Source organism: Mycobacterium sp. 4D054 (assembly GCF_052245755.1).
In the GTDB taxonomy this organism is placed as follows: Bacteria; Actinomycetota; Actinomycetes; order Mycobacteriales; family Mycobacteriaceae; genus Mycobacterium.
This window is the reverse complement of the sequence record NZ_JBQQCF010000017.1, coordinates 43459-66538: the sequence shown is the minus strand read 5'-3', so window position 1 is coordinate 66538 and position 23080 is coordinate 43459. Positions and strand designations below refer to the sequence as shown.

Annotated in this window: 18 protein-coding genes; 10 read left to right on the top strand and 8 right to left on the bottom strand. The window is 70.3% G+C overall.

The window, feature by feature from the left end; translation table 11 throughout:
• Positions 1 to 71 precede the first annotated feature (71 nt).
• The 3 genes from ACTWP6_RS14425 to ACTWP6_RS14415 form a co-directional block, all read right to left on the bottom strand.
• Entirely contained in the window at positions 72 to 3164 is a 3093-nt protein-coding gene (locus ACTWP6_RS14425) for a (Fe-S)-binding protein (protein WP_260756633.1), read from the bottom strand.
• A 141-nt stretch (positions 3165 to 3305) separates the two neighbouring features.
• The gene (gene iniR / locus ACTWP6_RS14420) at positions 3306 to 5846 is read right to left on the bottom strand and encodes an isoniazid response ATPase/transcriptional regulator IniR (RefSeq protein ID WP_443188043.1); all 2541 of its coding nucleotides are present in this window, start codon (positions 5844 to 5846) and stop codon (positions 3306 to 3308) included.
• A 7-nt stretch (positions 5847 to 5853) separates the two neighbouring features.
• Positions 5854 to 7692 (bottom strand): Hsp70 family protein, encoded by a 1839-nt coding sequence (locus ACTWP6_RS14415; RefSeq protein ID WP_443188042.1) that lies wholly within the window; start codon positions 7690 to 7692, stop codon positions 5854 to 5856.
• A 171-nt stretch (positions 7693 to 7863) separates the two neighbouring features.
• Here ACTWP6_RS14415 and ACTWP6_RS14410 point away from each other — a divergent pair, with 171 nt between their 5' ends.
• The 5 genes from ACTWP6_RS14410 (at position 7864) to ACTWP6_RS14390 (ending at position 14933) form a co-directional block, all read left to right on the top strand.
• Positions 7864 to 8367, top strand: coding sequence for an Rv0340 family IniB-related protein (locus ACTWP6_RS14410; protein WP_260756636.1), 504 nt, complete (start codon positions 7864 to 7866; stop codon positions 8365 to 8367).
• Positions 8368 to 8625: 258 nt separating this feature from the next.
• Complete coding sequence (locus ACTWP6_RS14405; RefSeq protein ID WP_443188041.1) at positions 8626 to 9657, top strand: IniB N-terminal domain-containing protein; 1032 nt, start codon at positions 8626 to 8628, stop codon at positions 9655 to 9657.
• A gap of 93 nt (positions 9658 to 9750) precedes the next feature.
• Positions 9751 to 11568 carry an isoniazid-induced dynamin-like GTPase IniA gene (gene iniA / locus ACTWP6_RS14400; RefSeq protein WP_443188040.1) on the top strand — a complete coding sequence of 606 codons (1818 nt, stop codon included), beginning with the start codon at positions 9751 to 9753 and terminating at the stop codon, positions 11566 to 11568.
• A 41-nt stretch (positions 11569 to 11609) separates the two neighbouring features.
• Entirely contained in the window at positions 11610 to 13106 is a 1497-nt protein-coding gene (locus ACTWP6_RS14395; protein WP_260757907.1) for a dynamin-like GTPase family protein, read from the top strand.
• Between the two features lie 30 nt (positions 13107 to 13136).
• Positions 13137 to 14933, top strand: a complete 1797-nt coding sequence (locus ACTWP6_RS14390; RefSeq protein WP_443188039.1) for an Hsp70 family protein — start codon at positions 13137 to 13139, stop codon at positions 14931 to 14933.
• Here ACTWP6_RS14390 and ACTWP6_RS14385 read toward each other — a convergent pair.
• From ACTWP6_RS14385 to ACTWP6_RS14365, 5 genes are all read right to left on the bottom strand, one after another.
• Positions 14930 to 15460 (bottom strand): hypothetical protein, encoded by a 531-nt coding sequence (locus ACTWP6_RS14385; RefSeq protein WP_443188038.1) that lies wholly within the window; start codon positions 15458 to 15460, stop codon positions 14930 to 14932. The genes ACTWP6_RS14390 and ACTWP6_RS14385 overlap by 4 nt on opposite strands.
• 25 nt (positions 15461 to 15485) lie before the next feature.
• Positions 15486 to 15917, bottom strand: a complete 432-nt coding sequence (locus tag ACTWP6_RS14380) for a hypothetical protein (RefSeq protein ID WP_443188037.1) — start codon at positions 15915 to 15917, stop codon at positions 15486 to 15488.
• A 40-nt stretch (positions 15918 to 15957) separates the two neighbouring features.
• Positions 15958 to 16908 (bottom strand): LLM class F420-dependent oxidoreductase, encoded by a 951-nt coding sequence (locus ACTWP6_RS14375; protein WP_260756643.1) that lies wholly within the window; start codon positions 16906 to 16908, stop codon positions 15958 to 15960.
• Between the two features lie 16 nt (positions 16909 to 16924).
• A complete protein-coding gene (locus tag ACTWP6_RS14370) occupies positions 16925 to 17548 on the bottom strand; it encodes a TIGR03085 family metal-binding protein (protein WP_260756645.1) in 624 nt (207 codons plus the stop codon).
• Between the two features lie 123 nt (positions 17549 to 17671).
• The gene (locus tag ACTWP6_RS14365; protein WP_260756646.1) at positions 17672 to 18220 is read right to left on the bottom strand and encodes a hypothetical protein; all 549 of its coding nucleotides are present in this window, start codon (positions 18218 to 18220) and stop codon (positions 17672 to 17674) included.
• Positions 18221 to 18324: 104 nt separating this feature from the next.
• Here ACTWP6_RS14365 and ACTWP6_RS14360 point away from each other — a divergent pair, with 104 nt between their 5' ends.
• The 5 genes from ACTWP6_RS14360 (at position 18325) to ACTWP6_RS14340 (ending at position 23045) form a co-directional block, all read left to right on the top strand.
• Positions 18325 to 18747 carry a pyridoxamine 5'-phosphate oxidase family protein gene (locus ACTWP6_RS14360; RefSeq protein WP_260756647.1) on the top strand — a complete coding sequence of 141 codons (423 nt, stop codon included), beginning with the start codon at positions 18325 to 18327 and terminating at the stop codon, positions 18745 to 18747.
• Positions 18748 to 18937: 190 nt separating this feature from the next.
• Positions 18938 to 20818, top strand: a complete 1881-nt coding sequence (gene dnaK, locus ACTWP6_RS14355) for a molecular chaperone DnaK (protein ID WP_260756648.1) — start codon at positions 18938 to 18940, stop codon at positions 20816 to 20818.
• Positions 20815 to 21444: a nucleotide exchange factor GrpE gene (gene grpE / locus ACTWP6_RS14350; RefSeq protein ID WP_260756649.1), complete on the top strand. Its 630-nt coding sequence runs from the start codon at positions 20815 to 20817 to the stop codon at positions 21442 to 21444. The genes dnaK and grpE overlap by 4 nt, the downstream gene beginning before the upstream one ends.
• Positions 21445 to 21489: 45 nt before the next feature.
• Complete coding sequence (gene dnaJ / locus ACTWP6_RS14345) at positions 21490 to 22671, top strand: molecular chaperone DnaJ (protein ID WP_260756650.1); 1182 nt, start codon at positions 21490 to 21492, stop codon at positions 22669 to 22671.
• Positions 22653 to 23045 carry a heat shock protein transcriptional repressor HspR gene (locus ACTWP6_RS14340; RefSeq protein ID WP_396884960.1) on the top strand — a complete coding sequence of 131 codons (393 nt, stop codon included), beginning with the start codon at positions 22653 to 22655 and terminating at the stop codon, positions 23043 to 23045. The genes dnaJ and ACTWP6_RS14340 overlap by 19 nt, the downstream gene beginning before the upstream one ends.
• Positions 23046 to 23080 lie beyond the last annotated feature (35 nt).

Genomic DNA, 23080 nt, shown 5'->3' with positions numbered 1-23080 from the left:
GTCAATTTCGGTGCCGGAAACACCGAGGCCGCCGTCGCAGTCGCGACGGCGGCCCCGATATCACCGCGTGATCAGCGCCTGCCCGGCCGGCGGGCGCCCTTGGCGATGCCGAGACCCTTCACCGGGGGCTCGTCACCGACGACGCGGTCGCCGCCGTCACCGGAACCGTTCGGCGACGGCGCCGGCGAGGCGGGTTCGGCCGCCGTCGGTTCCGGCTCGGGCGTCGGCTCGGTCTTGGGCGCCGCGGCCGGGGCCTTCTTCTTGGCGCCCGGCCGGCGCGCACCCGCTGCGATCCCCAAGCCCTTGACCTCGGGCTCAGGCCTGGGTGCGTCCAGCCCGCGATCTGAGTCGGCCGTGTCGGCGGGCTCGGTGCCGGTGGCCGCTTTATCGGGGTCCACGTTGGGCGGCTGCACCACGGTGCCCGCGCCCTCGTTCGGCGACGCGGTCTTGGCCGGTGCCTTCTTCGCGCCGGGGCGGCGTGCGCCCGAGGCGATGCCGAGCCCCTTGACCTCGGGCTCGGGCTTGGCGGGAGCCTCGGCCGGAGCCTCTGCGGGTGCCGATGCCTGTGCGGTCGGTGCGGCGGCGGCCGGGGCCTTCTTCTTGGCGCCGGGGCGCTTCGCGCCGCCCGCGATGCCCAGGCCCTTGACCTCCGGCTCGGCCTTGGCAGGGGCCTCTGCGGGCGCCGCGGCCGCCGGGGCGGCCTTCTTCGCACCGGGGCGCTTGGCGCCGCCGGCGATCCCGAGTCCCTTGGCCGGTGCCGCCGCGGCCGGCTTGGCCTCGGCGGGTGCGGCGGCCGGCGCCTCGGCCTTGGCGGGTTCCGGAGCAGCCTCGGGTTCGGCTTCGGGCTCCTCGACCTTGGCGGGCGCCTCGGCGGCGATCCGTGCCGCACGCTCCTCGGCCTCCTTGGCGGCCGTGCCCTTCTCGGGCAGCGTGAACGTGCTCTTGTCGAGCGAGCCGAGCAGCAGCTGCGCGACGTCGAGCACCTCGATCTTCTCGATGTCCCTGGTCGCGGCCACGTCGTCCACCCCGTCGGTCATCATGACGCGGCAGAACGGGCAGCCGGTCGCGATCGCCGAGGCACCGGTGTCGAAGGCCTCCTCGGTGCGCTCGGTGTTGACGCGCTTGCCGATGTGCTCTTCCATCCACATCCGGGCGCCGCCGGCGCCGCAGCACAGGCCGCGGTCGGCGTGGCGGGGCATCTCGGTCAGCGTCGCGCCCGAGGCCCCGATCAGCTCACGCGGCGCCGAGTACTCCTTGTTGTGGCGGCCGAGGTAGCAGGGATCGTGGTAGGTGATGTCCTGACCGTTCGGGCTGCCGTCGGTGGACTTGACCGGCACCAGCTTCTTGTCGCGGACCAGGCGGTTCAGCAGCTGGGTGTGGTGCAGCACCGTGTAGTTGCCGCCGACCTGCGGGTACTCGCGGCCCAGGGTGTTGAAGCAGTGCGGGCAGGTGACGACGACCTTGCGGTCGACCCGTTCGACGCCCTCGAACAGCTCGTTGAGGGTCTCGACGTTCTGCGCGGCCAGCTGCTGGAACAGGAACTCGTTGCCGGACCGCCGCGCCGAATCGCCGTTGCAGGTCTCGCCCTCGCCGAGCACCAGGAACTTCACGCCGGCCGCCGAGAGCAGCTCGGCGACGGCCTTGGTGGTCTTCTTCGCGCGGTCCTCGTAGGCGCCGGCGCAACCGACCCAGAACAGGTACTCGTAGCCGTCGAAGGACTCGACGTCCTTGCCGTAGACCGGCACGTCGAAGTCGACCTCGTCGATCCAGTTGGTGCGGTCCTTGGAGTTCTGGCCCCACGGGTTGCCCTTGTTCTCCAGGTTCTTGAACAGCACGCCGAGCTCGCCGGGGAACTCGGACTCCATCATCACCTGGTAGCGGCGCATGTCGACGATGTGGTCGATGTGCTCGATGTCGACCGGGCACTGCTCGACGCACGCACCGCACGTGGTGCACGACCACAGCACGTCCGGGTCGATGACGCCGCCCTGCTCAAGCGTGCCGACCAGCGGACGGGTCGCCTGCAGCGGCGAGTCGGCCGGGATGCGCTCGAAGCCGGATTCGGGGACGTGGTGTTCGTCGTCCTCGTCGACCAGCCTCTCGATGATGCCACCCTCGGGGGTGTTCTCCAGTGGCGACTCCTTGCCGTCGAGGAAGTACGGCGCCTTCGCGAACATGTGGTCGCGCAGGTTCATGATCACGAGCTTCGGCGACAGCGGCTTGCCGGTGTTCCAGGCGGGGCACTGCGACTGGCAGCGACCGCACTCGGTGCAGGTGGTGAAGTCGAGGTAGCCCTTCCAGGTGAAGTCCTCGATCTTGCCGCGGCCCAGCACCGCGTCCTCGGCGGGATCCTCGAAGTCGACCAGCTCGCCCTTGGACTCCACCGGCAGCAGCGGGCCCAGCGCGTTCGGCATCCGCTTGAACGTGACGTTGATCGGCGCCAGACCGATGTGCAGGTGCTTGGAGTGCAGCACGATCAGCAGGAACACCAGCATGATCGCGATGTGCGCGAGCAGGGCGAACGTCTCGATCCACTCGTTGGCGGTGTGGCCGAGCGGGCGCAGGATCGCGCCCATGAACTGCGAGAGGAACGCGCCGTTGCCGTAGGGCAGGTTGCCGACGACCACGGCCGCGCCGCGCACCAGCGCGTAGGTCCAGATGACGTTGAAAATCATGAACAGGATCAGCCAGGCGCCGCCGGTGTGCGATCCGTAGAACCGGGAGTCGCGGCCGAGCTTCTTCGGCTCGCGCACGATGCGGATGATCGCGAACGTGATGATGCCGGCCAGCACCGCGACAGCGAAGAAGTCCTGCAGGAATCCCAGCGCATCCCAGCGACCGACCAGCGGGATGTGGAAGTCGTGGTCGACGAGCAGGCCGAACGCCTCCAGATACACCGTGGCCAGGACGAAGAAGCCCCACATCGTGAAGAAGTGTGCGAGACCGGGCACCGACCAGCGCAACAGCCGGGTTTGCCCGAAGACCTCTTCGAATTGCGTGGTGATGCGCTTCTGGAGGTTGTCCTTGCGGTTGTTGCCCTCGCTCAGGGGCTGCCCGGACCGGATCAGCTTGGTCAGCCAGAGCACACGCTTGGCGGCGAAGACGCCCACGACGGCGATCATCAGGACGCCGACGACGATCCTGATCAACATCTGCGTATCCACGCGTGCCTCCGGTTTTCTTGTTACCCGTGGGTAACTTACAGTATGTTACTGGGCGGTAACTTTAGCTCGGTGCCTGCTCATAGTTACATCCACCGGGGAAAGGCCGCTACAAAGGCTCACCTAACTCGTGGCTGAGGCGACTCAGATCGGTCGGTCGCCGCCGGGTGTCTCCATCAGCGCGCGCAGCATCGAGAGCAACTCGGAACGCGATTCGGCACCGAGGCGTCGCCGGATCCGGGCGACGTGATGTTCGACGGTCTTCGCCGAGATGAACAACTGGGCGCCGATGTCGCGGTAGGGCAAACCCTGCAGCAACAGTTCGGCGACCTCACGTTCGCGATCGGACAGGTGCGCCGCGGCCGGCCGGGACGGTAACGCGGATACCGTCGTGGCCGCGAGGGTGTCGGCGTCCGCCGGGTCGGCCGCCGCATCGCCGGCCGCGGTGTGTTTGAGATCACGGGCGAGTTGCAGCATGGCCTGCGAGATCCGCGGGTCAGAGGCCTGTAACGCGGCCTGTCCGGCCAGCCGGGTGCCGTCCCAGGTGTGGCCGAACTGCGCGAGAGCGCGGGCCGCGACGGTCACCTCGTCGACGTCGACCTGATGGGCCAGGACGCGCAACCAGGTCCGGCCCGCGGTGGCCAGCGCCCGCGCGAACCCGGAGTGGGTCGCCGCGGCGGTCAGCGCCTGACCGTGCGGCGCCACCGCCTCCGGCGAGTTGGCCAGGATGCCCGCGTGCACGCCGGCCCAATGCAGCGGCACGGTCCACAGCACCGGGTCATCGAGCCCGCGGAGAAGAGTGAACACCTCGTCGAGCAGATGTTGTAGCTGGTCCACCTGCCGCATCCGGGCGGCGGCGATCCACAGTTCGCCCAGCGGCAACACGCTGAAGACATCGACCGTGTACTCGGTGAGCACCTCCATGGCCGAATACCAGTGCTTCTGCATCGCGCCGCTGTCCCCACTGCGCCGCGCGACGCCGGTCTGCAATGCCGCGGCCCACAGCGCGTCACGGCGGTGCGGGGCCGGCCCCGTCGCAGGCTGGACCGCGTTGGTGGCTGCCGCCAGCTGACCGTCCTGCATGAAGGCCCAGGCCTGCAGAAGCCGGTGCCGCAGCGAGACGAAGGCGGCATCGGCGGCCCCGCGCTCCGCATCCGCGTGCACCGCGCGGCCGGCCACGCTGCGCGCCCGAACCGCGTCCCCGCCGTGCAACGCGGCCAGCGTCACCAGCGCGGCCGGGGTGTCGGGAAGGGTCGCCGCCGACCCCAGATCACTGCCGAGGGCCTGGCTCAACCGGGCGACGGCGACGGGGTAGGGCCGGTCCAGCGTCATCGCCAGGCCCTCGGTGAGGCCGGCCGCGGCGCGGGCGGTGGAGGTCGGCGGGCCCTCGGCGGGCGTCGAGGCGGCATCCCGCGCCCCGGCGGCGTCACCCGCCGCGACGGCCGCGATCGTCGCCGCGGCCCCCAGGACCGCATCGGGCACCGGGCCCAGCCAACCGAACAGCGCGTGCGCCTGCGCGGCGCCGGTGTCGTGCATGGCGATGCTCGCCGCGATCCGCACCGCGGCGGCCCGCTCGGCCGGGTCGGGGGCGGTCAACAGCTCGTCGGCCAGCCGGCCGGCCGTCGCGCAGTCACCGGTCAGGGCGAGCGCGTCGGCCAGTTGCGCGCTGGACGCCGTCGCACCGGCGTCGGCGGCAGCCCGGTACAGGCGCGCGGTGCGGGCCGGGTGCGCGCGGGTGTGACCGGCCAGCTCGCTCAGCGCGGTGGCCAACCGCTCGTCCCGCAGCCCGTGCTCGGCCAGTCGCAACGCCAGATCGGCTGTCAGCGTTCCCCTTTCGAGCTGGGAGGCCAGTACCGACACCTCGATGTCGTGATGCCTTGCCGTACCGACGATCTGAGCGACCGCGCGGTGCACCGAGTGCTGGAAGTCCTGCGGGTGCGACGGTTCGATCAGCCCGCTCGCCCGGGCCCGGTCGACGACCGACAGCGCGTCCTGCGAGGACAGTCCCAGCGCGGCGGCGACGTCGTCGGGTCCGAGCTCGAAGCTGAGCGACGAGACCACGAAAGCGTCGAGCAGGCGTTCGTCGCACCCGCGGAGCCGCTCGATGAGCCCGAATCGGGCCGCGTCCCGCATGGGGTGGCCGCCGCCTGCCGCCGCGGCGAGCGCCGGCGCCAACAGGAAGGGCAGCCCGGCCGTCGCAGACATCAACGCGCGCAACAACTCCGGGGACGCCGGCACCCCGAGCGCCGCCGCGGCGACCCGGCTCACCTCGACCGCGGGCAGCGGCCCGAGCGTCACCGCGGGCCGTTCCCGTTCCAGGGTAGTGGTCAGTTCGCGCAACGGCCGGTGGTGAGCCAGCGGTTCGGTGGCGATCACCACGGTGGCCGCGGGGTCGGCGACGAGTGCGGTCAGCCGGTCGAGTTCGGCGCCGTCGAGAAGATGGCTGTCGTCGACGACCGTCACGGTGTCAGCGGGATCGTCGGGCCGCGGCGGACGCGCCAGCACCGGACGTCCGGCACCGCGCAGCGCCGCGCGCACCGCGGTCAGCAGGGTGGACTTGCCGGTGCCGACACCGCCTGTGACGACGAGCTTGTGCGCGGCGCGCGGATTGGCCTCGACCGCCGCGGCGGCCTCCCGCGCGGCAGGTGCGAGATCCGAGTGCCGCGGCACCCCCGGATTGGTCATGCCGCAGTCAGGCGCCGACTTCGGGGAGGACGGTCGTGATGATCGGGTCGGGCGGATCCACCGGCTCGGGCAGCGGTGGGATCGTCGTGGTGGGCGGCGGTGCTTGTGTCGTGGTCGGCGGCGTCGTCGTGGTCGGCCGCGTGGTCGTGGTCCTGGTCGTCGTCGTGGTCGGCGACGTCGTGGTGGTGGTCGTCGTGGTCGTCGTGGTGGTGGTCGGCGAGGTCGTCGCCGTCGTGGTGGTGGCCGGCGTCGTGGTGTCCGGCGGCGGCGGAGGCGGCGGTGGCTGGCTCACCGTGGTGGTCGCGACTCCGTCCGGGCCGACCGTCACGGTCGTGACCGGCGGCGGCAGCTGCACCGGAGTGGTCTCGGCGGGCGGGGTGGCGGTCTCGGTCACCGTGCCCGAATCACCCTCGGAACTGGTCAGAGTCACCGCCAGCCCGCCCGCAGCGAGCAGCGCCGCGGCCGCTGCCACCCCGAACAGCACCGGCGGCCTCTTGTACCAGGGCAGTGCCGGAGGCACGTCGGTGTAACCCTCGTCCTGGGGCGTGAACTCGACGGCGGGCCGCGCGGCGGTGCCGGCCGGGTCGGCATAGGCGCCGGCGGCGGTGTAGTCCCCGCCGGTGTACGGAAGAGGATCACCGGCGGCGTCGTCCTGGGACCACGCCAGCGCGCGGAACGTCGCCGAGGAGGCGCCGTCGCCGGCGGACTCGGTCGCGGCCAGGCCCGCGGCGCCGGCCGCCCAGGCGGCGTGGCCCATCGCCGTCGGCGCATCGGCGGCGGGCGCCATGCCGGTGGGAGCATCGGCGGCCAGGCTCTGATTGGCGACCAGCGCAGCACCCGCGGCGACGTTGAGCGCCGGCTCCGGGGTGGTGATCACCGGCGCCTGCAGCCGCTCGGAGAGCCTCTGGGTGACCAGCGGGATGGCCGCGCCACCGCCTACGGTGGCCACCGCGGAAACGTCGGCGGGCGCGATGTTCTTGCGCTGCAGCACATCCTCGATCGCAGAGAGCAGGCCGGTCAGCGGTTCGGACATCAGCTGCTCGAGTTCGGGGCGGGTGACCCGGACGTCGGAGGTGAACGCGGGCAGTGCGACCGGCACCGCCGTCGCGGTCTCCGCCGAGAGCCGTTCCTTGGCCGCACGGCACTCGTCGCGCAGTTGCGCCAGCGGCCCTACCGCGGCGGTGCCCGCTGTTCCCGCGGGGTCAGGGTTCTCGGCGGCCGCGATGCCGCTGAGCACATGATCGAGCAGCGCCTGATCGATCGCCTCGCCGGAGAACTCGCCGTAGCGGACCGTCTGGCCGACGATCGCGGCGCCGGCGGCCGCGTCGGCCACCGTGATGCTGGAGCCGCTGCCGCCCAGATCGACCAGCACGATGAAGCCCTGGTTCGGCAGCCCCGGTGCCACCCGCAGCGCGGCGAGCGCCGCCGCGGCGTCCGGGATGAGCGCGGGTGGGACGCCGTTGGGGGACAGCCGCGGCTGGGTGCGCAGCGCACCGCGCAGCGCCCCGACGGTGCCGGGGCCCCAGTGGGCGGGTACCGCGACCGCGATCGGGGCGCCTCCGTCGACCAGCCCCGCCATTCCGTCGAGGGCCTGGGCGAGGGTCTGTTCGCCGCGATGGGCCGAGCCGTCCGCCGCGATCAGGGGAACGGGGTCACCCACGCGTTCCACGAACCCCGTCAGGACGAGCCGCGGCTCGGTGAAGCCGGGGATCTCCGACCGGGCGCCCACCTCGGGCGCCCGGTCGCCGTACAGGTTCAGGATGGATCGTCGCGTCACCGGTGGGCGACCAACGCGGGCCGCGACCAGGTTGGTCATCCCGATCGACAACCCCAGCGGTTCGGTCATGTGAGCTCTCTCCTGTCTGGACCGTGGACCACCTTAGCGCCTGACGACGCTTTACCGGGGCATGTGCCCCTAATGTCGCGGATCCCCTAACGGGCTATCCCCTAATGGGAATTCGCCGGAGTTGGGCTGCGCACCGATCCGGTACCGGGTCGGCGGGCATAGCATCGAGCCATGCCGAACGCCTTGCTGGATTTCGTGATGACGCTGGTGCGTGATCCCGACGCCGCCGCGCGCTACGCGGCCGACCCGGCGCAGGCCCTTGCGGATGCCGATCTCACCGGCGTGACCAGTGCTGATGTGCAGAACCTGATCCCGGTGGTCGCCGAGTCGATGTCGACGACGGCACCGTTTTACGGCGTGGACGCCTTCGCCGCGGCCCCGGTGGACAACGTGTGGGCCAGCGGAGCGGCCACCGCCGCGTTCGATGCGTTCGACCTACCCGACGAGAGCCTGCCCGAGCGTGCCGTCATCGACGCCGGGGAGGCGACACCCGAGACCGTTGACCTGCTCGAGGTGCCGACCGCGGTTCCGGTGGACGACCTGGTGGTCGATGACGGCCTCAATGACGGAATCGACCCGACCGTCCTCCCGTCCGAGCACTGGATCGAGTCCCCGGCCGCCTTCGACGGCCCCGATGCCGACGACCACGCGTCGGGTATCGATCTGTTCGACTGAGCTGCGCTGTTCGACTCACCTGAGCGGCAGCCGGAAACCCGCAAGGACCACGCGTTCCTTGCGGGTTTTTCCATGCCCGAAGCACCCCCCGGGCGACCCCCTAATCCCCTAGTGCCCGCCACGCAAAACCCCTAGGTGAGCCCGTACGGGGATGGGAGCGAACCCCGTTTTCGGGGGTTGGCGAACTCCATAACGTGGTGTCCAGATCGCCGGAGTGACCGGCGAGCACCACCCCGGACAGAGCAGAAAGGCACTGCCATGAACACCATCATCGACTTCATCCTCGACCTGTTCCGCAGCCCGGCCTCGGCGGCGGCCTTCGTCACCGACCCGGACGGCGCACTGCGCGACGCGGGCCTGCCCAACGTCACGGCCGCCCAGCTGGCGTCGGTGGCCGCCACCGCCGCTCCCGCCGGGTACGCGCTCGGCGGCGGCGATCCGGTCGTGGGCCTGCAGCGCGCGGTCGCCGACCACCACCAGCTCGCCTCCAACTTCGCCTCGCCGTTCTCCCCGCAGACCTCGTGGGCGCCGACCTTCGCCCCCGAGACCGACACCGACCTGCTCAGCGGCAACAACGTCCCGGTGGCCAGCCCGGTCCAGGACGCCGGCGCCAACGCCCAGAACGGCGCGTTCAACCTCGGCTTCGGTGACATCACCTTCGGCGACAAGACCAGCAACACCGCCACCAACGGCGGCGTCGTGGTCGACGGCGACAACGACGGTGACATCGTCAGCGGTGACGGCGCCGCGCTGGGCGACGGCAACACGATGAACAACGGCGACATCCTCGCCGGCTCGGGCTCCAACGTCGTGGTCGGCAAGGACAACGAGGTCGAGGACAACTCGAAGACCGCCGGCGGTGACCTGATCGCCGACAACGACGCCCCGGTGCTCAACGACGTCGACACCAGCGGCGGCAACGGCGGCGGCGCCGACGGCGGCGGCAGCCTCATCGGCATCGGCGGCGGCAACGCGGTCGGCGGCTCCGGCGGCAACGGCGGCGGCATCATCATCACCGACAACGACGTCAACACCGGCACCCAGATCGACGGCGACTTCGGCAGCAAGAACACCGAAGACAATTCGGTGAACACCTCGGTGCGCAACGACATCTCGACCTCCACCGAGACCTCGGTCGAGGACAACTCGTCGAGCTTCGAGTCCAACATCGGCTCGGGCAACGAGACCAACACCGACCTGTTCTCGGACAACGTCACCGGCGTCGACACCGACTTCGACACCGACGTCGCTTCCCACAACGACACCCAGGCGGCTCTGGACGCCTTCTGATCCGCCACCGCGCGACACCGGCGGGGACCGTGATGGTCCCCGCCGGTTCGCGCGCCTACCGTTGAACCACGCCGCAGCAACCAGAGGGGCACCATGACGCAGCCGGCCAACACGGTGATCGTCGAGCTGATCGACCACGTCGGCAAGATCGCGCACGCCCAGCAGCGCGGTGATCTCGCGGACCGGCTCGAGCGGGCCGGGGCGCGGCTCGCCGACCCGCAGATCCGGGTGGTGATCGCCGGACAGCTCAAACAGGGCAAGAGCCAGCTGCTGAACTCGTTGCTGAACATGCCGGTCGCGCGGGTCGGCGATGACGAGTCGACGGTGCTGCCGACCGTGGTGTCCTACGGTGAACAACCGTCCGCGCGGCTGGTGGTCGCCCGGCCCGACGGTGAGGAACCCGAGCTGGTGGAGATCCCGACGGCCGATCTGGGCAGCGACCTGCGCAGGGCGCCGCAGGCCCGGGGCCGCGAGGTGCTGCGCGTCGAGGTGAAGGCCCCGAGCCCTCTGCTCAAGGGCGGCCTGGCGTTCATCGACACCCCGGGGGTCGGCGGGCACGGGCAGCCGCACCTGTCGGCGACGTTGGGCCTGCTGCCCGACGCGGACGCCGTCCTGATGATCAGCGACACCAGCCAGGAGTTCACCGAGCCGGAGATGACCTTCATCCGGCAGGCGCTGGAGATCTGCCCGGTCGCGTTGCTCGTCGCCACCAAGACCGATCTGTACCCGCACTGGCGGCAGGTGGTCGACGCGAACCGCGCGCACCTGGGGCGCGCCGGGGTCACCGCCCCGCTGGTGCCGGTGTCCTCCACGCTGCGCAGCCACGCGGTGGCGCTCAACGACAAGGAGCTCAACGAGGAGTCCAACTTTCCGGCACTGGTGAAGTTCCTGTCCGACGAGGTGCTGGCCCGCCAGCGGGACCGTGTCCGCGAGCAGGTGATCGGCGAGGTCCGCGCGGCGGCCGAGCACCTGAGCCTGGCCGTCGAGTCCGAGCTGTCCGCGCTCAACGACCCGCAGGCCCGCGACCATCTCTCGGCAGACCTCGAGCGCCGAAAGCAGGAGGCGCAAGACGCGCTGCAGCAGACCGCGCTGTGGCAGCAGGTGCTCAACGACGGCATCGCCGACCTGACCGCCGACGTCGATCACGATCTGCGACATCGGTTCCGCAACATCACCTTTCACACCGAGCGGGTGATCGACGGCTGCGATCCCACCCAGAATTGGGCCGCGATCGGCGCCGAGCTGGAGGATTCGGTGGCCACCGCCGTCGGCGACAACTTCGTGTGGGCATACCAGCGTGCCGAGGCGCTGGCCGCCGAGGTGGCCCGCACATTCCGGGAGGCGGGACTGGACGCGGTGCGGATGCCGTCGATCGACGCTCGCGAGATGGGCGCCGACTTCGGCGAGTTCAAGTCGCTGACCCAGCTCGAGGCCAAACCGCTGAAGTTCGGGCACAAGGTCGTCACCGGGATGCGCGGCTCCTACGGCGGCGTACTGATGTTCGGCATGCTGACCTCCTTCGCCGGTCTCGGCATGTTCAACCCGCTGTCGCTGGGCGCGGGATTCGTGTTGGGCCGCAAGGCCTACAAGGAGGACATGGAGAACCGGATGCTGCGCGTGCGCAGCGAGGCCAAGGCCAACGTCCGCCGGTTCGTCGACGACGTCGCCTTCGTCGTCGGCAAGGAGTCACGGGACCGGCTCAAGGGGATCCAGCGCCAGCTGCGCGACCACTACCGAGAGATCGCCAACCAGACCACGCGCTCGCTGAACGAGTCGCTGCAGGCCACCCTCGCCGCGGCCAAGCTGGAGGAGACCGAACGCAACAACCGCGTCAAGGAACTGGACCGCCAGCTCGGCATCCTGCGGCAGGTCGTCGACCACACGCGCAAACTCAGCTCCCAGCCTCATTAAGCTCGAACGGTCAGCAGTCGAGCGATCCGAGACGGTGAAATCTGAGCACCAGTGACCGAGTGCGGGCGATCCTGGGCGGCACCATCGCCGCCTACCGGTCCGACCCCGCCTACCGCAGGCGTCCTGACGTGCACGCCGAACTCGAGCGGATCGGGCACCGGCTCAACGAGCCGATCCGCATCGCGCTGGCCGGAACCCTCAAGGCCGGCAAGTCGACGCTGGTCAACGCGCTGGTCGGGGACGAGATCGCGCCCACGGACGCGACCGAGGCGACGCGCATCGTCACCTGGTTCCGGCACGGCCCGACCCCGAAGGTGACCGCCAACCACCGCGGCGGACGGCGCTCCAACGTGCCGATCATGCGTGAGCGGAACGGACCGGACCGCGGCCTGAGCTTCGACTTCGCCCGCCTAGACCCCGACGACGTGGTGGATCTGGACGTGGAATGGCCCGCCGCCGAGCTGATCGACGCGACGATCATCGACACCCCCGGCACTTCGTCGCTGTCCCAGGATGTCTCCGCGCGCACACTGCGACTTCTCGTGCCCGACGACAGCGTGCCCCGGGTCGACGCGGTGGTGTTCCTGCTGCGCACTCTCAACGCCGCCGACATCGCACTGCTCAAGCAGATCGGTCAGCTGGTCGGCGGCTCGGCCGGCGCGCTCGGCGTCATCGGTGTGGCTTCGAGAGCCGACGAGATCGGCGCCGGCCGCATCGACGCGATGTTGTCGGCCAAGGACGTGGCCCAGCGGTTCACCGCCGAACTGGAGCGCACCGGCATCTGCCAGGCCGTCGTGCCGGTGTCCGGGCTCCTCGCGTTGACCGCCCGCACGCTGCGGCAGAGCGAGTTCGTGGCGCTGAAGAGGCTCTCCGAGGTCGAGCCGGCCCAGCTGGCGAAAGCGATGCTGTCGGTGGACCGCTTCGTCCGCGACGGGGAACCTGTGCTGCCGGTGGATGCGGCGACCAGGTCCGAGCTGCTGGACCGGTTCGGGATGTTCGGCATCCGCATCGCGATCGCGGTGCTGCGCGCCGGGGTGGACGATTCCGTGGCGCTGGCCGATGAGCTGCTCGAACGCAGCGGGCTGCTCGCGCTGCGCGAGGTGATCGACCAGCAGTTCGCGCAACGCTCGGATCTGCTCAAGGCGCATACCGCGCTGCTGTCGCTGCGCCAGTTCGTGCAACTGCACCCGATCTACGGCACCCCGCGGATCCTCGCCGACATCGAGCCGCTGCTCGCCGACACCCACGCCTTCGAGGAACTCCGGTTGCTGAGCCAATTGCGTTCGCGGCCGACCACTCTCAACGACGACGAGATGGCCTCGCTGCGGCGCCTGATCGGCGGTGCGGGCACCGATGCGACCAGCCGGCTGGGCCTGTCGCCCGAGGCTCCCGACGACGGCCCGCGCGCCGCGTTCGCCGCGGCCCAGCGCTGGCGCCGGCGCGCCGAGCACCCGCTCAACGACCCGTTCACCGCGCGGGCGTGCCGGGCCGCGGTGCGCAGTGCCGAAGCGCTGGTGGCGGAGTACGCCCGCACTTAACGTTTCCGCTGCGCGCAGCGATCTAGAAGTATGCGCAGTTCTCTGGGCGTCTCGCTGGGCGCCGCCAACCTGATCGCGGTCGCCGATGGCAGGCCGACGGTCCGGAGCGCGGCACAAATCCTGTCTCCACTGTCGCCGGCGGGTTTCGTCGACCGCGTCGGGGACCCGGTGCCGCTGGTGGCCGCCGACGGTTCGTACCACCACGCCGAGCAGTTGGCGGCCGACGCGATCGAGGCGATGACACGCCTGGCCCGACCGCAGCGCCGGCCGGATGTCGCCGCGGTCGCCGTTCCCGCGTACTGGTCAGGAGCGGCGGTGGCGGCGCTCCGGACCCGGGTTCCGCACCTGACCGTGGTGTCCGACGCGGTGGCCGCGCTCGCCGCGGTGCAGGCCGAGCGCGGCCTGCCCGACCGCGGTGTGGTCGTGCTGTGCGACTTCGGTGCGACCGGCAGCAGCATCACGCTGGCCGACGCGGGTAGCGGCATGGCGGGGATCGGGCGGACCGTCCGGTTCGACGATCTCTCCGGCGACCTGGTCGATCAATTGGTGCTTCAGACGGTGATGACGACGCTCGAAGCCGACCCGGCCGGCACCGCGGCGGTCGCGGCGCTGGCCGACCTGCGCGCGCTGTGCCGGGATGCCAAGGAGCGGTTGAGCCGGCATACCGCGACCGCCGTGCCGACCGGGCGCACCGCGGTACGACTGACCCGCGCCGAGCTCGAGAACGCCCTCGCCGGGCCGCTGGACCGATTCGTCGCCGTCCTGGTCGACACCCTGGACCGCAACGGGGTGCTCCCCGTCCAGGTCTCGGCGGTCGTCACCGTCGGCGGCGGTGCCGCTATACCTGTTGTCACACAACGCCTTTCAGCGGCGCTTCGGGCGCCGGTGGTGAAGCCGGCACATTCCCGGGTGGCGGCCGCCGCCGGTGCCGAGCTGCTGGCGCTGCGTGCGGCGGAACGCGACCTGCCCACCGCAGTGGTCCCCGGGCCGACGGTCGCGACCGTGGCCGTGCCGCTCGCCCGGTCGGCCGATGCCGCGCTCGCCTGGTCGGCCCAGGCCGACGATGACGCGTCCACCGTGTTCGCCCTGTACGACCCGGCGTACGCGCGCCCCGAGGTGCACTTCGGCCACGAGGACCACGAGGACGAGGTCGGCGAGCCGGAGCCGTGGCCGTGGTACCGCCGTCCGGGCGTGCTGTTCGCCGGCGCGGCGTGTGCCGCCGCGGTCGCGGTCGGCGCGTTCGTCCTGACCTCCCACACGGTGGAGGCCGACACCACGCCGTCTGGCGCCGAGGGGATCGCGGCGCCGGTGGCGGTCCAACCCTGGCAGGAGGCCACCGCCGAACCGGCGCCGGCCACCGCCCCGGCCGTGCCGCGTGTGCCGTCGCCGGTGACCGGTGTCGCCGCGCCCGGGCCGGCGGTCGACGTTCCAGTTCCTGCTACGGCCGAGGAGCGGGTGGTCAAGCAATCAGGGGCCGCACCCGCACCGGCACCGGCAGTCGCAGCCGCACCCGCCCCGGCGGCCCCGGCACCTGCGCCGGCACCTGCAGCGCCGGGGCGGATCCCGTGGCCGGTGTTCACTCTCGCGCCGGCCCCCGAGCTCGAGCCGTCACCGTCCCCCGAGCCGTCGCCCCAGCCGGAGCCCGAGCCTTCACCATCGCCCGAGCCTTCACCGTCGCCGGAGCCGTCGCCGTCCCCCGAGCCGTCGCCGGAGCCGGAGCCTTCGCCGTCGCCGGAACCAGCGCCCGCGCCGGAACCCGCGCCAGCGCCGGACCCCGCGCCGGCGCCGGAAACCAGCTGCCTGCCGGAGTCCGACACGGCCTGCTAGGGCGCGGGCGGCGCCGGGGTCTCGGTGACCGTCTCGGTCTGCGTCTCGGTCTGCGTGACCGTGCTGGTGCTCGTGCTGACCGACGGGCTCGTTGTCGTGGTGGTCGTGGTGGTCGGCTCGGTGGTGGTGGTGGTCGTGGTGGTGGTCGGCTCGGGGGTGGTCGTGGCCAGTTCGGTGGTGGTGGGGGTCGCGGTCTCGGTCACGGTGGCGGGCGGCACCGCCGCCGGAGCCGACGTCGTGGTCATCGGTGTGAGCGAGGTGGTGGTGCCGGTCTCGGAGTCGGAATCCCCGGTGATCGCCTTGGCCAGACCGAACACGATGAGCGCGATCAGCAGCGCCCCGACTGCGCCCAGCGACACCAGCGCGACCGGCTTGCGGTACCACGGAGTGTCGGCACCGGCGTCCGGCGGCGGCTGGTCGTAGCCGCCGGTCCCGTAGTCTCCGTAGCCCGTCCCGTAGTTGCTGAGCTGGGTCGGTTCCTCTTCGGAGTAGTAGTTCTGGTCGTCGGAATCGCCGTATCGCGCCACGGGACCCGATAGTAGGCGCTCGCGGCTACGGAACCGGGGACACCGTGCGTGTCACGTTGGTGCGCGGCCGGTTGCGCGTCGTCGTCGTCCGGGCCTCGTCATCGGTCTCTCGCGTGCGGGGCGGGCGGGTGCTCCTGGTCGTCGTGGACGACTCCGACGTGGTCTCGGTGGTGGACTCCGGATTGATGTCACTGGTCATCGGCGGGCTGGTGCTGGTGATGGTCCCGGTCGTGGTCGACACCCCAGATTTGGTCGTGCTGGCCGTGGTGGCCGGTGGCACGTAGTACAACGGGGCGGGCTCCGGCTCGCTGAACTGCCGCGCCACATAGGAGATCAGCGTGATGACCAGCGCGATCGCCGCCAGACCGGCCACACTCGCCGCGAGCAGGGTGGAGGTCTGGTTGTGCCAAGCGACGGGCGGGTCCTCCGGCGCGTCGTCATGGTCCCGGCTGCTCACGGGCACCGATAGTAGACGTGAGCGGGTTCCCGCCGCCGGGTCAGCCGATGCGGGGGATGACGTGCTCGGCGAAGAACTCGACGTGGTCGAGATCGGACTGGTCCAGAACCTGCAGGTAGACCCGTTGGACACCGGCTTCGAGGAACGGGCCGAGCTTGTCGACGACCTCGTCGGGGGTGCCTACCACCGGGGAGTTGGAGCGCAGTTCGTCGACCTCCCGGCCGATCGCGGCGGCCCGCCGGGCGATGTCCGACTCGTCCTTGCCGACGCACAACACGAACGCCGCCGAGTAGGTCAGCGAGTCCTTGGCCCGGCCCGCCGTCTCGACCGCGGCCGCCACCCGGGCGTACTGCTCGGTCAGCGTTTCCAGCGGCACGAACGGGATGTTGAACTCGTCGGCGAACCGCGCGGCCAGCGCCGGGGTTCGCTTGGCGCCACCGCCGCCGATGATGATCGGGGGGTGCGGACGCTGCGCGGGTTTGGGCAGCGCGGGGGAGTCGCTGATCGTGTAGTGCCGGCCGGTGTAGTCGAACGTCTCACCGACCGGGGTGTCCCACAGACCGGTCAGGATCTCCAGTTGCTCGGTGAGCCGGTCGAAGCGTTCGCCCAGCCGCGGGAACGGGATCGCGTAGGCCTTGTGCTCGGCTTCGAACCAGCCTGCGCCGATCCCGAATTCGACTCGGCCACCGCTCATCTCGTCCACCTGAGCGACCGAGATCGCCAGCGGGCCGGGGTACCGGAAGGTGGCCGAGGTGACCATCGTGCCCAGCCGGATGGTCGACGTCTCGCGCGCGAGGCCGGCCAGCGTCACCCACGAGTCGGTGGGGCCGGGCAATCCGTCGCCGGCCATCGCGAGGTAGTGATCGGACCGGAAGAACGCCGAATAGCCGGCACTCTCGGCGGTCCGGGCGACGGCGAGCTGATCGGCGTAGGTCGCGCCCTGCTGGGGTTCGACGAAGACGCGGAAGTCGGGGGAATGTGTCACGGCCACGGTCGCCAGCCTAGGCTCAGAGTCCGCCTCGGGCGTTCTTGAGTCTTTCCACCAGGTCGGGGGCGCCGTCGAGCTGCACCCTCGCCTCGTCGCGGCCCGCCGCGAACATCAGCAGCTCCCCGGGGTCGCCGGTGACCGTCACCTGGGGGCCGCGGCCCGCGGTGGCCACCGTCTCGCCCTGCGGGGTGCGGAACACCACATGCGCGGGAGCCTTGCGCAGCGTCATCCTGGCCATCATCGCGATCGGTCGGCGCAACGCAGAGGTGGTCTGCTCGTCAAGCGGCCTGGGTTCCCAACCCGGGCGGGCCCGGCGCACGTCCTCGTGGTGGATGAACATCTCGGCGACGTTGGCGATGGGATCCAGAAGTTTGAACGGCGAGTACAGCGGTGGGCCCTCCGCGACCTGATCCAGCAGCGCGTCCCAGTCGGTGGACGCGGCCACCCGTTTCTGCACCCGCTCGGTGTAGTCGGCGAACGCCGGGATCATGATGCCCGGGGACGCGTCGAGCCGGCGTTCCCGTACCACCAGGTGAGCGGTGAGATCCCGCACGTCCCATCCTTCGCACAGCGTCGGGGCATCCGGCGGGGCGTCGCGGAAGGTGGCCACCAGGGCCGCCCGTTCACGTTGCGCAACGGTCATGTCAGTTCGTTCCCTTCTGCGGCCCGTCGGCCGGTTCCAAAAGAGTGCGGGACACGACCAGTATGGCCGCGCGAGATCGCCTGAAGTCCTGGGACTTTCAATCGGTCGTTCGCACCCCGGTACTCAGAAGCTCTCGACGCCCTCCACACGCACCACCATGCCGTGACCGGTGCTGTCGTTGGTGAACCGGGTGCCGTCTTGGCCGGCGTCGATCGTCCACCCCACCGCCGAATAGGTGCGGTAGTCCAGGGTCACCGCCGGGATATCGCCCAGATTGCCCAGCACCCAGCTCAATTCGCCGTCGGCGCGCAGGCGCACCCCGTTGGCCGGCAGACCGTCGATCTGCGGTGCGTCGGTGAAAGCCGACTCGCAGCCGACCTCGCTCTGGTTGAGCTGGCATCGGGTCTTGCCGCTCTTGGTCTGGATGAACACATAGCCGTTCTGCGGCTGGAGCACCTCACCGCCCGACGGGCGCGGCGGTGTCGACGGTGCAGGACGGGTCGTGGTGGGCGGCGGTGTGGTACTCGGACGGCTTGGCCGGGTGGTCGGAAACTCCGGTTCGCTGTGGGAGTCGGGTTCCCGCGTCGCGGTGCCCTCGACCGCTGACTGGCAGCCGACGAGCGCGACTGCGCATGCCAGCGCCGTCGCGGCCAGGGCCACCTGAGTCCTCATTGCCCCTCAGCGTACGCAGCTGTGGCGCATGGGACGGGAGTGACTCGCGGTGGCTGTGCTCGTAGGGGGGTCCGATGTCGACTCGGATCGGTAACATCACCCCCATGTCGCACGAGGGCCAGCCGGTCTCGATCCTGTCGGTCTCGGAGTGCTGGGATCTGCTGGCCGGGGCGCCCCTCGGGCGGCTGGTCACCTGCGTCGACGGGGAACCGTACATCTTCCCGATCAACTTCGCTGTCCAGAACCGCACCGTGTTGTTCAGCACCGCGGAGGGCACCAAGCTGATCGCGGCGGCGATCAGCAAGGAGGTGCTCTTCGAGGCCGACGGCTACAACAGCGCCGAGGGCTGGAGCGTGATCGTCAAGGGACCCTCGCGCTCGTTGCGGACCGACGAGGAGATCGCCGAGGCCGAGTGCGCGGGCCTGATGCCATGGACGGCGACGGTGAAGACCCATTTCGTGCGGATCCGCCCGTTCATCGTCAGCGGTCGGCGGTTCGTCTTCGGCGCCGCCCCCGACGGAAATTAGCCGGGTACACCCAGGCCCCTTCGCAGTTCTCGATCCGCACCCGGGAACAAATCCCCGGGCCGGGCTCGTTCATCTTTCGATAGTTGAGTGAACTTGACTCAAGTCTGGGTTGACAGAGACGTGTCGAAAAGAGCAGTCTTGAGTCCGGTGCACTCAGTCCGATGAAACGTCTACTCAGGAGGCAGCAACTATGGCTCGTGCGGTCGGTATCGACCTCGGGACCACCAACTCCGTCGTCGCAGTTCTGGAGGGTGGCGATCCGGTCGTCGTCGCCAACTCCGAGGGCTCCCGCACCACACCGTCGGTCGTCGCGTTCGCGCGTAACGGCGAGGTGCTGGTCGGTCAGCCCGCCAAGAACCAGGCCGTCACCAACGTCGATCGGACCATCCGTTCGGTCAAGCGCCACATCGGCACCGACTGGACGGTCGAGATCGACGACAAGAAGTACACGCCGCAGGAGATCAGCGCACGCACGCTGATGAAGCTCAAGCGTGACGCCGAGAGCTACCTCGGTGAGGACATCACCGACGCGGTGATCACCGTCCCCGCATACTTCAACGACGCCCAGCGTCAGGCCACCAAGGAAGCCGGTCAGATCGCCGGCCTCAACGTCCTGCGCATCGTCAACGAGCCGACCGCCGCCGCGCTGGCCTACGGCCTCGACAAGGGTGAGAAAGAGCAGACCATCCTGGTGTTCGACCTCGGTGGCGGCACGTTCGACGTGTCTCTGCTGGAGATCGGCGAGGGTGTCGTCGAGGTGCGCGCCACCTCCGGTGACAACCACCTCGGTGGCGACGACTGGGACGACCGGATCGTCGAGTGGCTCGTCGACAAGTTCAAGGCCTCGGCCGGCATCGACCTGACCAAGGACAAGATGGCGATGCAGCGGCTGCGCGAAGCCGCCGAGAAGGCCAAGATCGAACTGTCGAGCTCGCAGAGCACGTCGATCAACCTGCCCTACATCACCGTCGACGCCGACAAGAACCCGCTGTTCCTCGACGAGCAGCTGACGCGCGCCGAATTCCAGCGCATCACCCAGGATCTCCTGGACCGCACCCGCAAGCCATTCCAGCAGGTGATCAAGGACGCCGGCATCGCCGTGGGCGACATCGACCACGTCGTGCTCGTCGGCGGGTCCACCCGGATGCCCGCGGTCTCCGATCTGGTCAAGGAGATGACCGGCGGCAAGGAGCCGAACAAGGGCGTCAACCCGGACGAGGTCGTCGCCGTCGGCGCCGCGCTGCAGGCCGGTGTGCTCAAGGGTGAGGTGAAAGACGTTCTGCTGCTTGACGTCACCCCGCTGTCGCTCGGTATCGAGACCAAGGGTGGCGTGATGACCAAGCTCATCGAACGCAACACCACGATCCCGACGAAGCGCTCGGAGACCTTCACCACGGCTGACGACAACCAGCCGTCGGTGCAGATCCAGGTGTTCCAGGGCGAGCGCGAGATCGCCGCGCACAACAAGCTGCTCGGCTCCTTCGAGCTGACCGGCATCCCGCCGGCCCCGCGCGGTGTCCCGCAGATCGAGGTCACCTTCGACATCGACGCCAACGGCATCGTGCACGTCACCGCCAAGGACAAGGGCACCGGCAAGGAGAACACGATCAAGATCCAGGAAGGCTCCGGCCTGTCCAAGGAGGAGATCGACCGGATGATCAAGGACGCCGAGGCGCACGCCGACGAGGACCGCAAGCGCCGCGAAGAGGCCGACGTCCGCAACCAGGCCGAGTCGCTGGTCTACCAGACGGAGAAGTTCGTCTCTGAACAGCGTTCCGCCGAGGGCGGGTCCAAGGTTCCCGAGGACACGCTGTCCAAGGTCGACGCCGCGATCGCCGACGCCAAGACCGCACTTGCCGGCACCGACATCGGCGCCATCAAGTCGGCCATGGAGAAGCTCGGTGAGGAGAGCCAGGCCCTCGGCCAGGCGATCTACGAAGCCACCCAGGCCGAGCAGCCCGCGGGCGGCGCGCCCGGTGGCGAGTCCGCCGGTGGATCGGGCTCCAGCGACGACGTGGTCGACGCCGAGGTGGTGGAGGACGACAGCTCGAACGGCGGCGAGCGCAAGTGAGCGATCCAGTCGACAGAGAAGAACCCATCACGGTCACCGACAAACGGCGCATCGACCCGCAGACCGGGCAGGTGCGCGAGACTCCGGCAGCCGGGCCGGCCCCCAGTGGGCCGGCGCCGGCGGGGTCGGCCGGTGAGTCGGCGGTCGAAGCCGAGGAAGCCGGCAAGGCGGCAGAGCTGCTCGCCGACCTGCAACGGGTACAGGCCGACTTCACCAACTACCGCAAGCGTTCGCTGCGCGACCAGCAGATGATCGCCGACCGGGCCAAGGCCACGGTGATCAGCCAGTTGCTGCCCATCCTCGACGACCTCGACCGGGCACGCAGCCACGGAGACCTGGAGTCCGGGCCGCTACGGGCCGTCGCGGACAAGCTGGTCTCCACGCTCGAGGGGCTGGGCCTGACCGGCTTCGGCGAAGAGGGTGAGGAGTTCGATCCCGCGCTGCACGAGGCCGTGCAGCACGAGGGCGAGGGCACTCATCCGGTGGTCGGCAACGTGATGCGGCGCGGCTACAAAGTCGGCGAACAGGTCGTCCGCCACGCGATGGTGGGCGTCGTCGACACCGTTCCCGACGCGTCCGAGGCCGAGAATGCCGACGCCGCGCCGGAACAACCCTCACAATCGTGAGAATCGACCAGCAACCGTGACAAGAAGGTAAGGAGGTGACGCACCATGGCCCAACGCGAGTGGGTTGAGAAGGACTTCTACAAAGTGCTCGGCGTCGCTTCCGATGCCGACGAGAAGGAGATCAAGCGGGCCGCCCGCAAGATCCTCGCGGAGAACCACCCCGACCGGAATCCGGGCAACACCGAAGCCGAGGAGCGCTACAAGACTGCCTCCGAAGCCAAAGAGGTGCTCACCGATCCCGCGAAACGCAAGGAGTACGACGAGACCCGCCGGCTGTTCGCAGGCGGCGGGTTCGGTCGCGGCCGCTTCAGTGGCGGCGGGGGGTTCGGCGGCTTCGGTGGCAGCGACGGCACGGAGTTCAACCTCAACGATCTGTTCGACGCCGCCGGCCAGGCCGGCGGCGCCAACATCGGGGATCTCTTCGGTGGGCTGTTCGGCCGTGGCGCCCAGCAGCCGCGGCCGTCGCGGCCCCGCCGCGGTAACGACCTGGAGACCGAGACCTCGCTCAGTTTCCTGGAGGCCACCAAGGGTGTGGCGATGCCGTTGCGGCTCACCAGCCCGGCCCCGTGCACGAACTGCCATGGCAGCGGCGCACGTCCGGGAACCAGCCCGAAGGTGTGCCCGAACTGCAACGGGGCCGGCGTCGTCAGCCGCAACCAGGGCGCGTTCGGATTCTCCGAGCCATGCACCGAATGCCGGGGCAGCGGCTCGATCATCGAGAACCCGTGCGACGAATGCCGGGGCACCGGGGTGACCACCCGCACGCGCACCATCAACGTGCGGATCCCGCCGGGCGTGGAGGACGGGCAGCGGATCAGGCTGGCCGGCCAGGGCGAGGCCGGGTTGCGCGGGGCGCCGTCGGGCGACCTCTACGTGACCGTCCACGTCAAGCCGGACAAGGTCTTCGGCCGCAACGGCGACGACCTGACGGTCACCGTCCCGGTCAGTTTCCACGAACTCGCGTTGGGGACAACGCTTTCGGTTCCGACTCTGGAGGGCAAGGTGGGTGTCCGGGTGCCGAAGGGCACCTCCGACGGCCGCATCCTGCGGGTCCGCGGCCGGGGCGTCCCGAAGCGTTCCGGGGGCCACGGCGACCTGCTGGTCACCGTGAAGGTCGCTGTGCCGCCGAACCTCGAAGGCGAGGCCGCAGAGGCACTGGAGGCGTACGCGAAAGCTGAACGCGCCAGCGGTTTCGACCCGCGGGCGGGATGGGCCGGTGCGCTGTGAGCGCCGGCCGGTCCAGCCGTAACGAGGAGGCCAGGACCTTCCTGATCTCGGTGGCCGCCGAGCTGGCCGGTATGCACGCGCAGACACTGCGTACCTACGACCGGCTCGGTTTGGTCAGCCCGCAGCGCAGTTCCGGTGGCGGACGGCGTTATTCGCAACGTGACGTGGAGCTGCTGCGCGAGGTGCAGCGGCTGTCACAGGACGAAGGGGTCAATCTCGCCGGGATCAAACGCATCATCGAGCTGACCAATCAGGTCGAGGCGCTTCAGGCCCGGGTGCGAGAGCTCAGCGAGGAAGTGGAGCACCTGCGGGCCCAGCCGCGCGCCAAGAGCACCGCGCTGGTGGTGTGGCAGCCGCGCAACAAGCGCTCGTAGTCCGGGGCTCTCGCGCCGCACCCCGAACCGCCGAA

Bases quoted from the DNA above. Each gene is read 5' to 3' on its own strand.
- ACTWP6_RS14360 (WP_260756647.1), top strand. From the start codon at position 18,325: ATGTCGCACGAGGGCCAGCCGGTCTCGATCCTGTCGGTCTCGGAGTGC.
- dnaJ (WP_260756650.1), top strand. From the start codon at position 21,490: ATGGCCCAACGCGAGTGGGTTGAGAAGGACTTCTACAAAGTGCTCGGC.
- ACTWP6_RS14370 (WP_260756645.1), bottom strand. From the start codon at position 17,548: ATGACCGTTGCGCAACGTGAACGGGCGGCCCTGGTGGCCACCTTCCGC.
- iniR (WP_443188043.1), bottom strand. From the start codon at position 5,846: ATGACCAATCCGGGGGTGCCGCGGCACTCGGATCTCGCACCTGCCGCG.
- ACTWP6_RS14390 (WP_443188039.1), top strand. From the start codon at position 13,137: ATGCGCAGTTCTCTGGGCGTCTCGCTGGGCGCCGCCAACCTGATCGCG.
- ACTWP6_RS14410 (WP_260756636.1), top strand. From the start codon at position 7,864: ATGCCGAACGCCTTGCTGGATTTCGTGATGACGCTGGTGCGTGATCCC.
- ACTWP6_RS14365 (WP_260756646.1), bottom strand. From the start codon at position 18,220: ATGAGGACTCAGGTGGCCCTGGCCGCGACGGCGCTGGCATGCGCAGTC.
- ACTWP6_RS14405 (WP_443188041.1), top strand. From the start codon at position 8,626: ATGAACACCATCATCGACTTCATCCTCGACCTGTTCCGCAGCCCGGCC.
- iniA (WP_443188040.1), top strand. From the start codon at position 9,751: ATGACGCAGCCGGCCAACACGGTGATCGTCGAGCTGATCGACCACGTC.
- ACTWP6_RS14340 (WP_396884960.1), top strand. From the start codon at position 22,653: ATGGGCCGGTGCGCTGTGAGCGCCGGCCGGTCCAGCCGTAACGAGGAG.
- dnaK (WP_260756648.1), top strand. From the start codon at position 18,938: ATGGCTCGTGCGGTCGGTATCGACCTCGGGACCACCAACTCCGTCGTC.
- ACTWP6_RS14415 (WP_443188042.1), bottom strand. From the start codon at position 7,692: ATGACCGAACCGCTGGGGTTGTCGATCGGGATGACCAACCTGGTCGCG.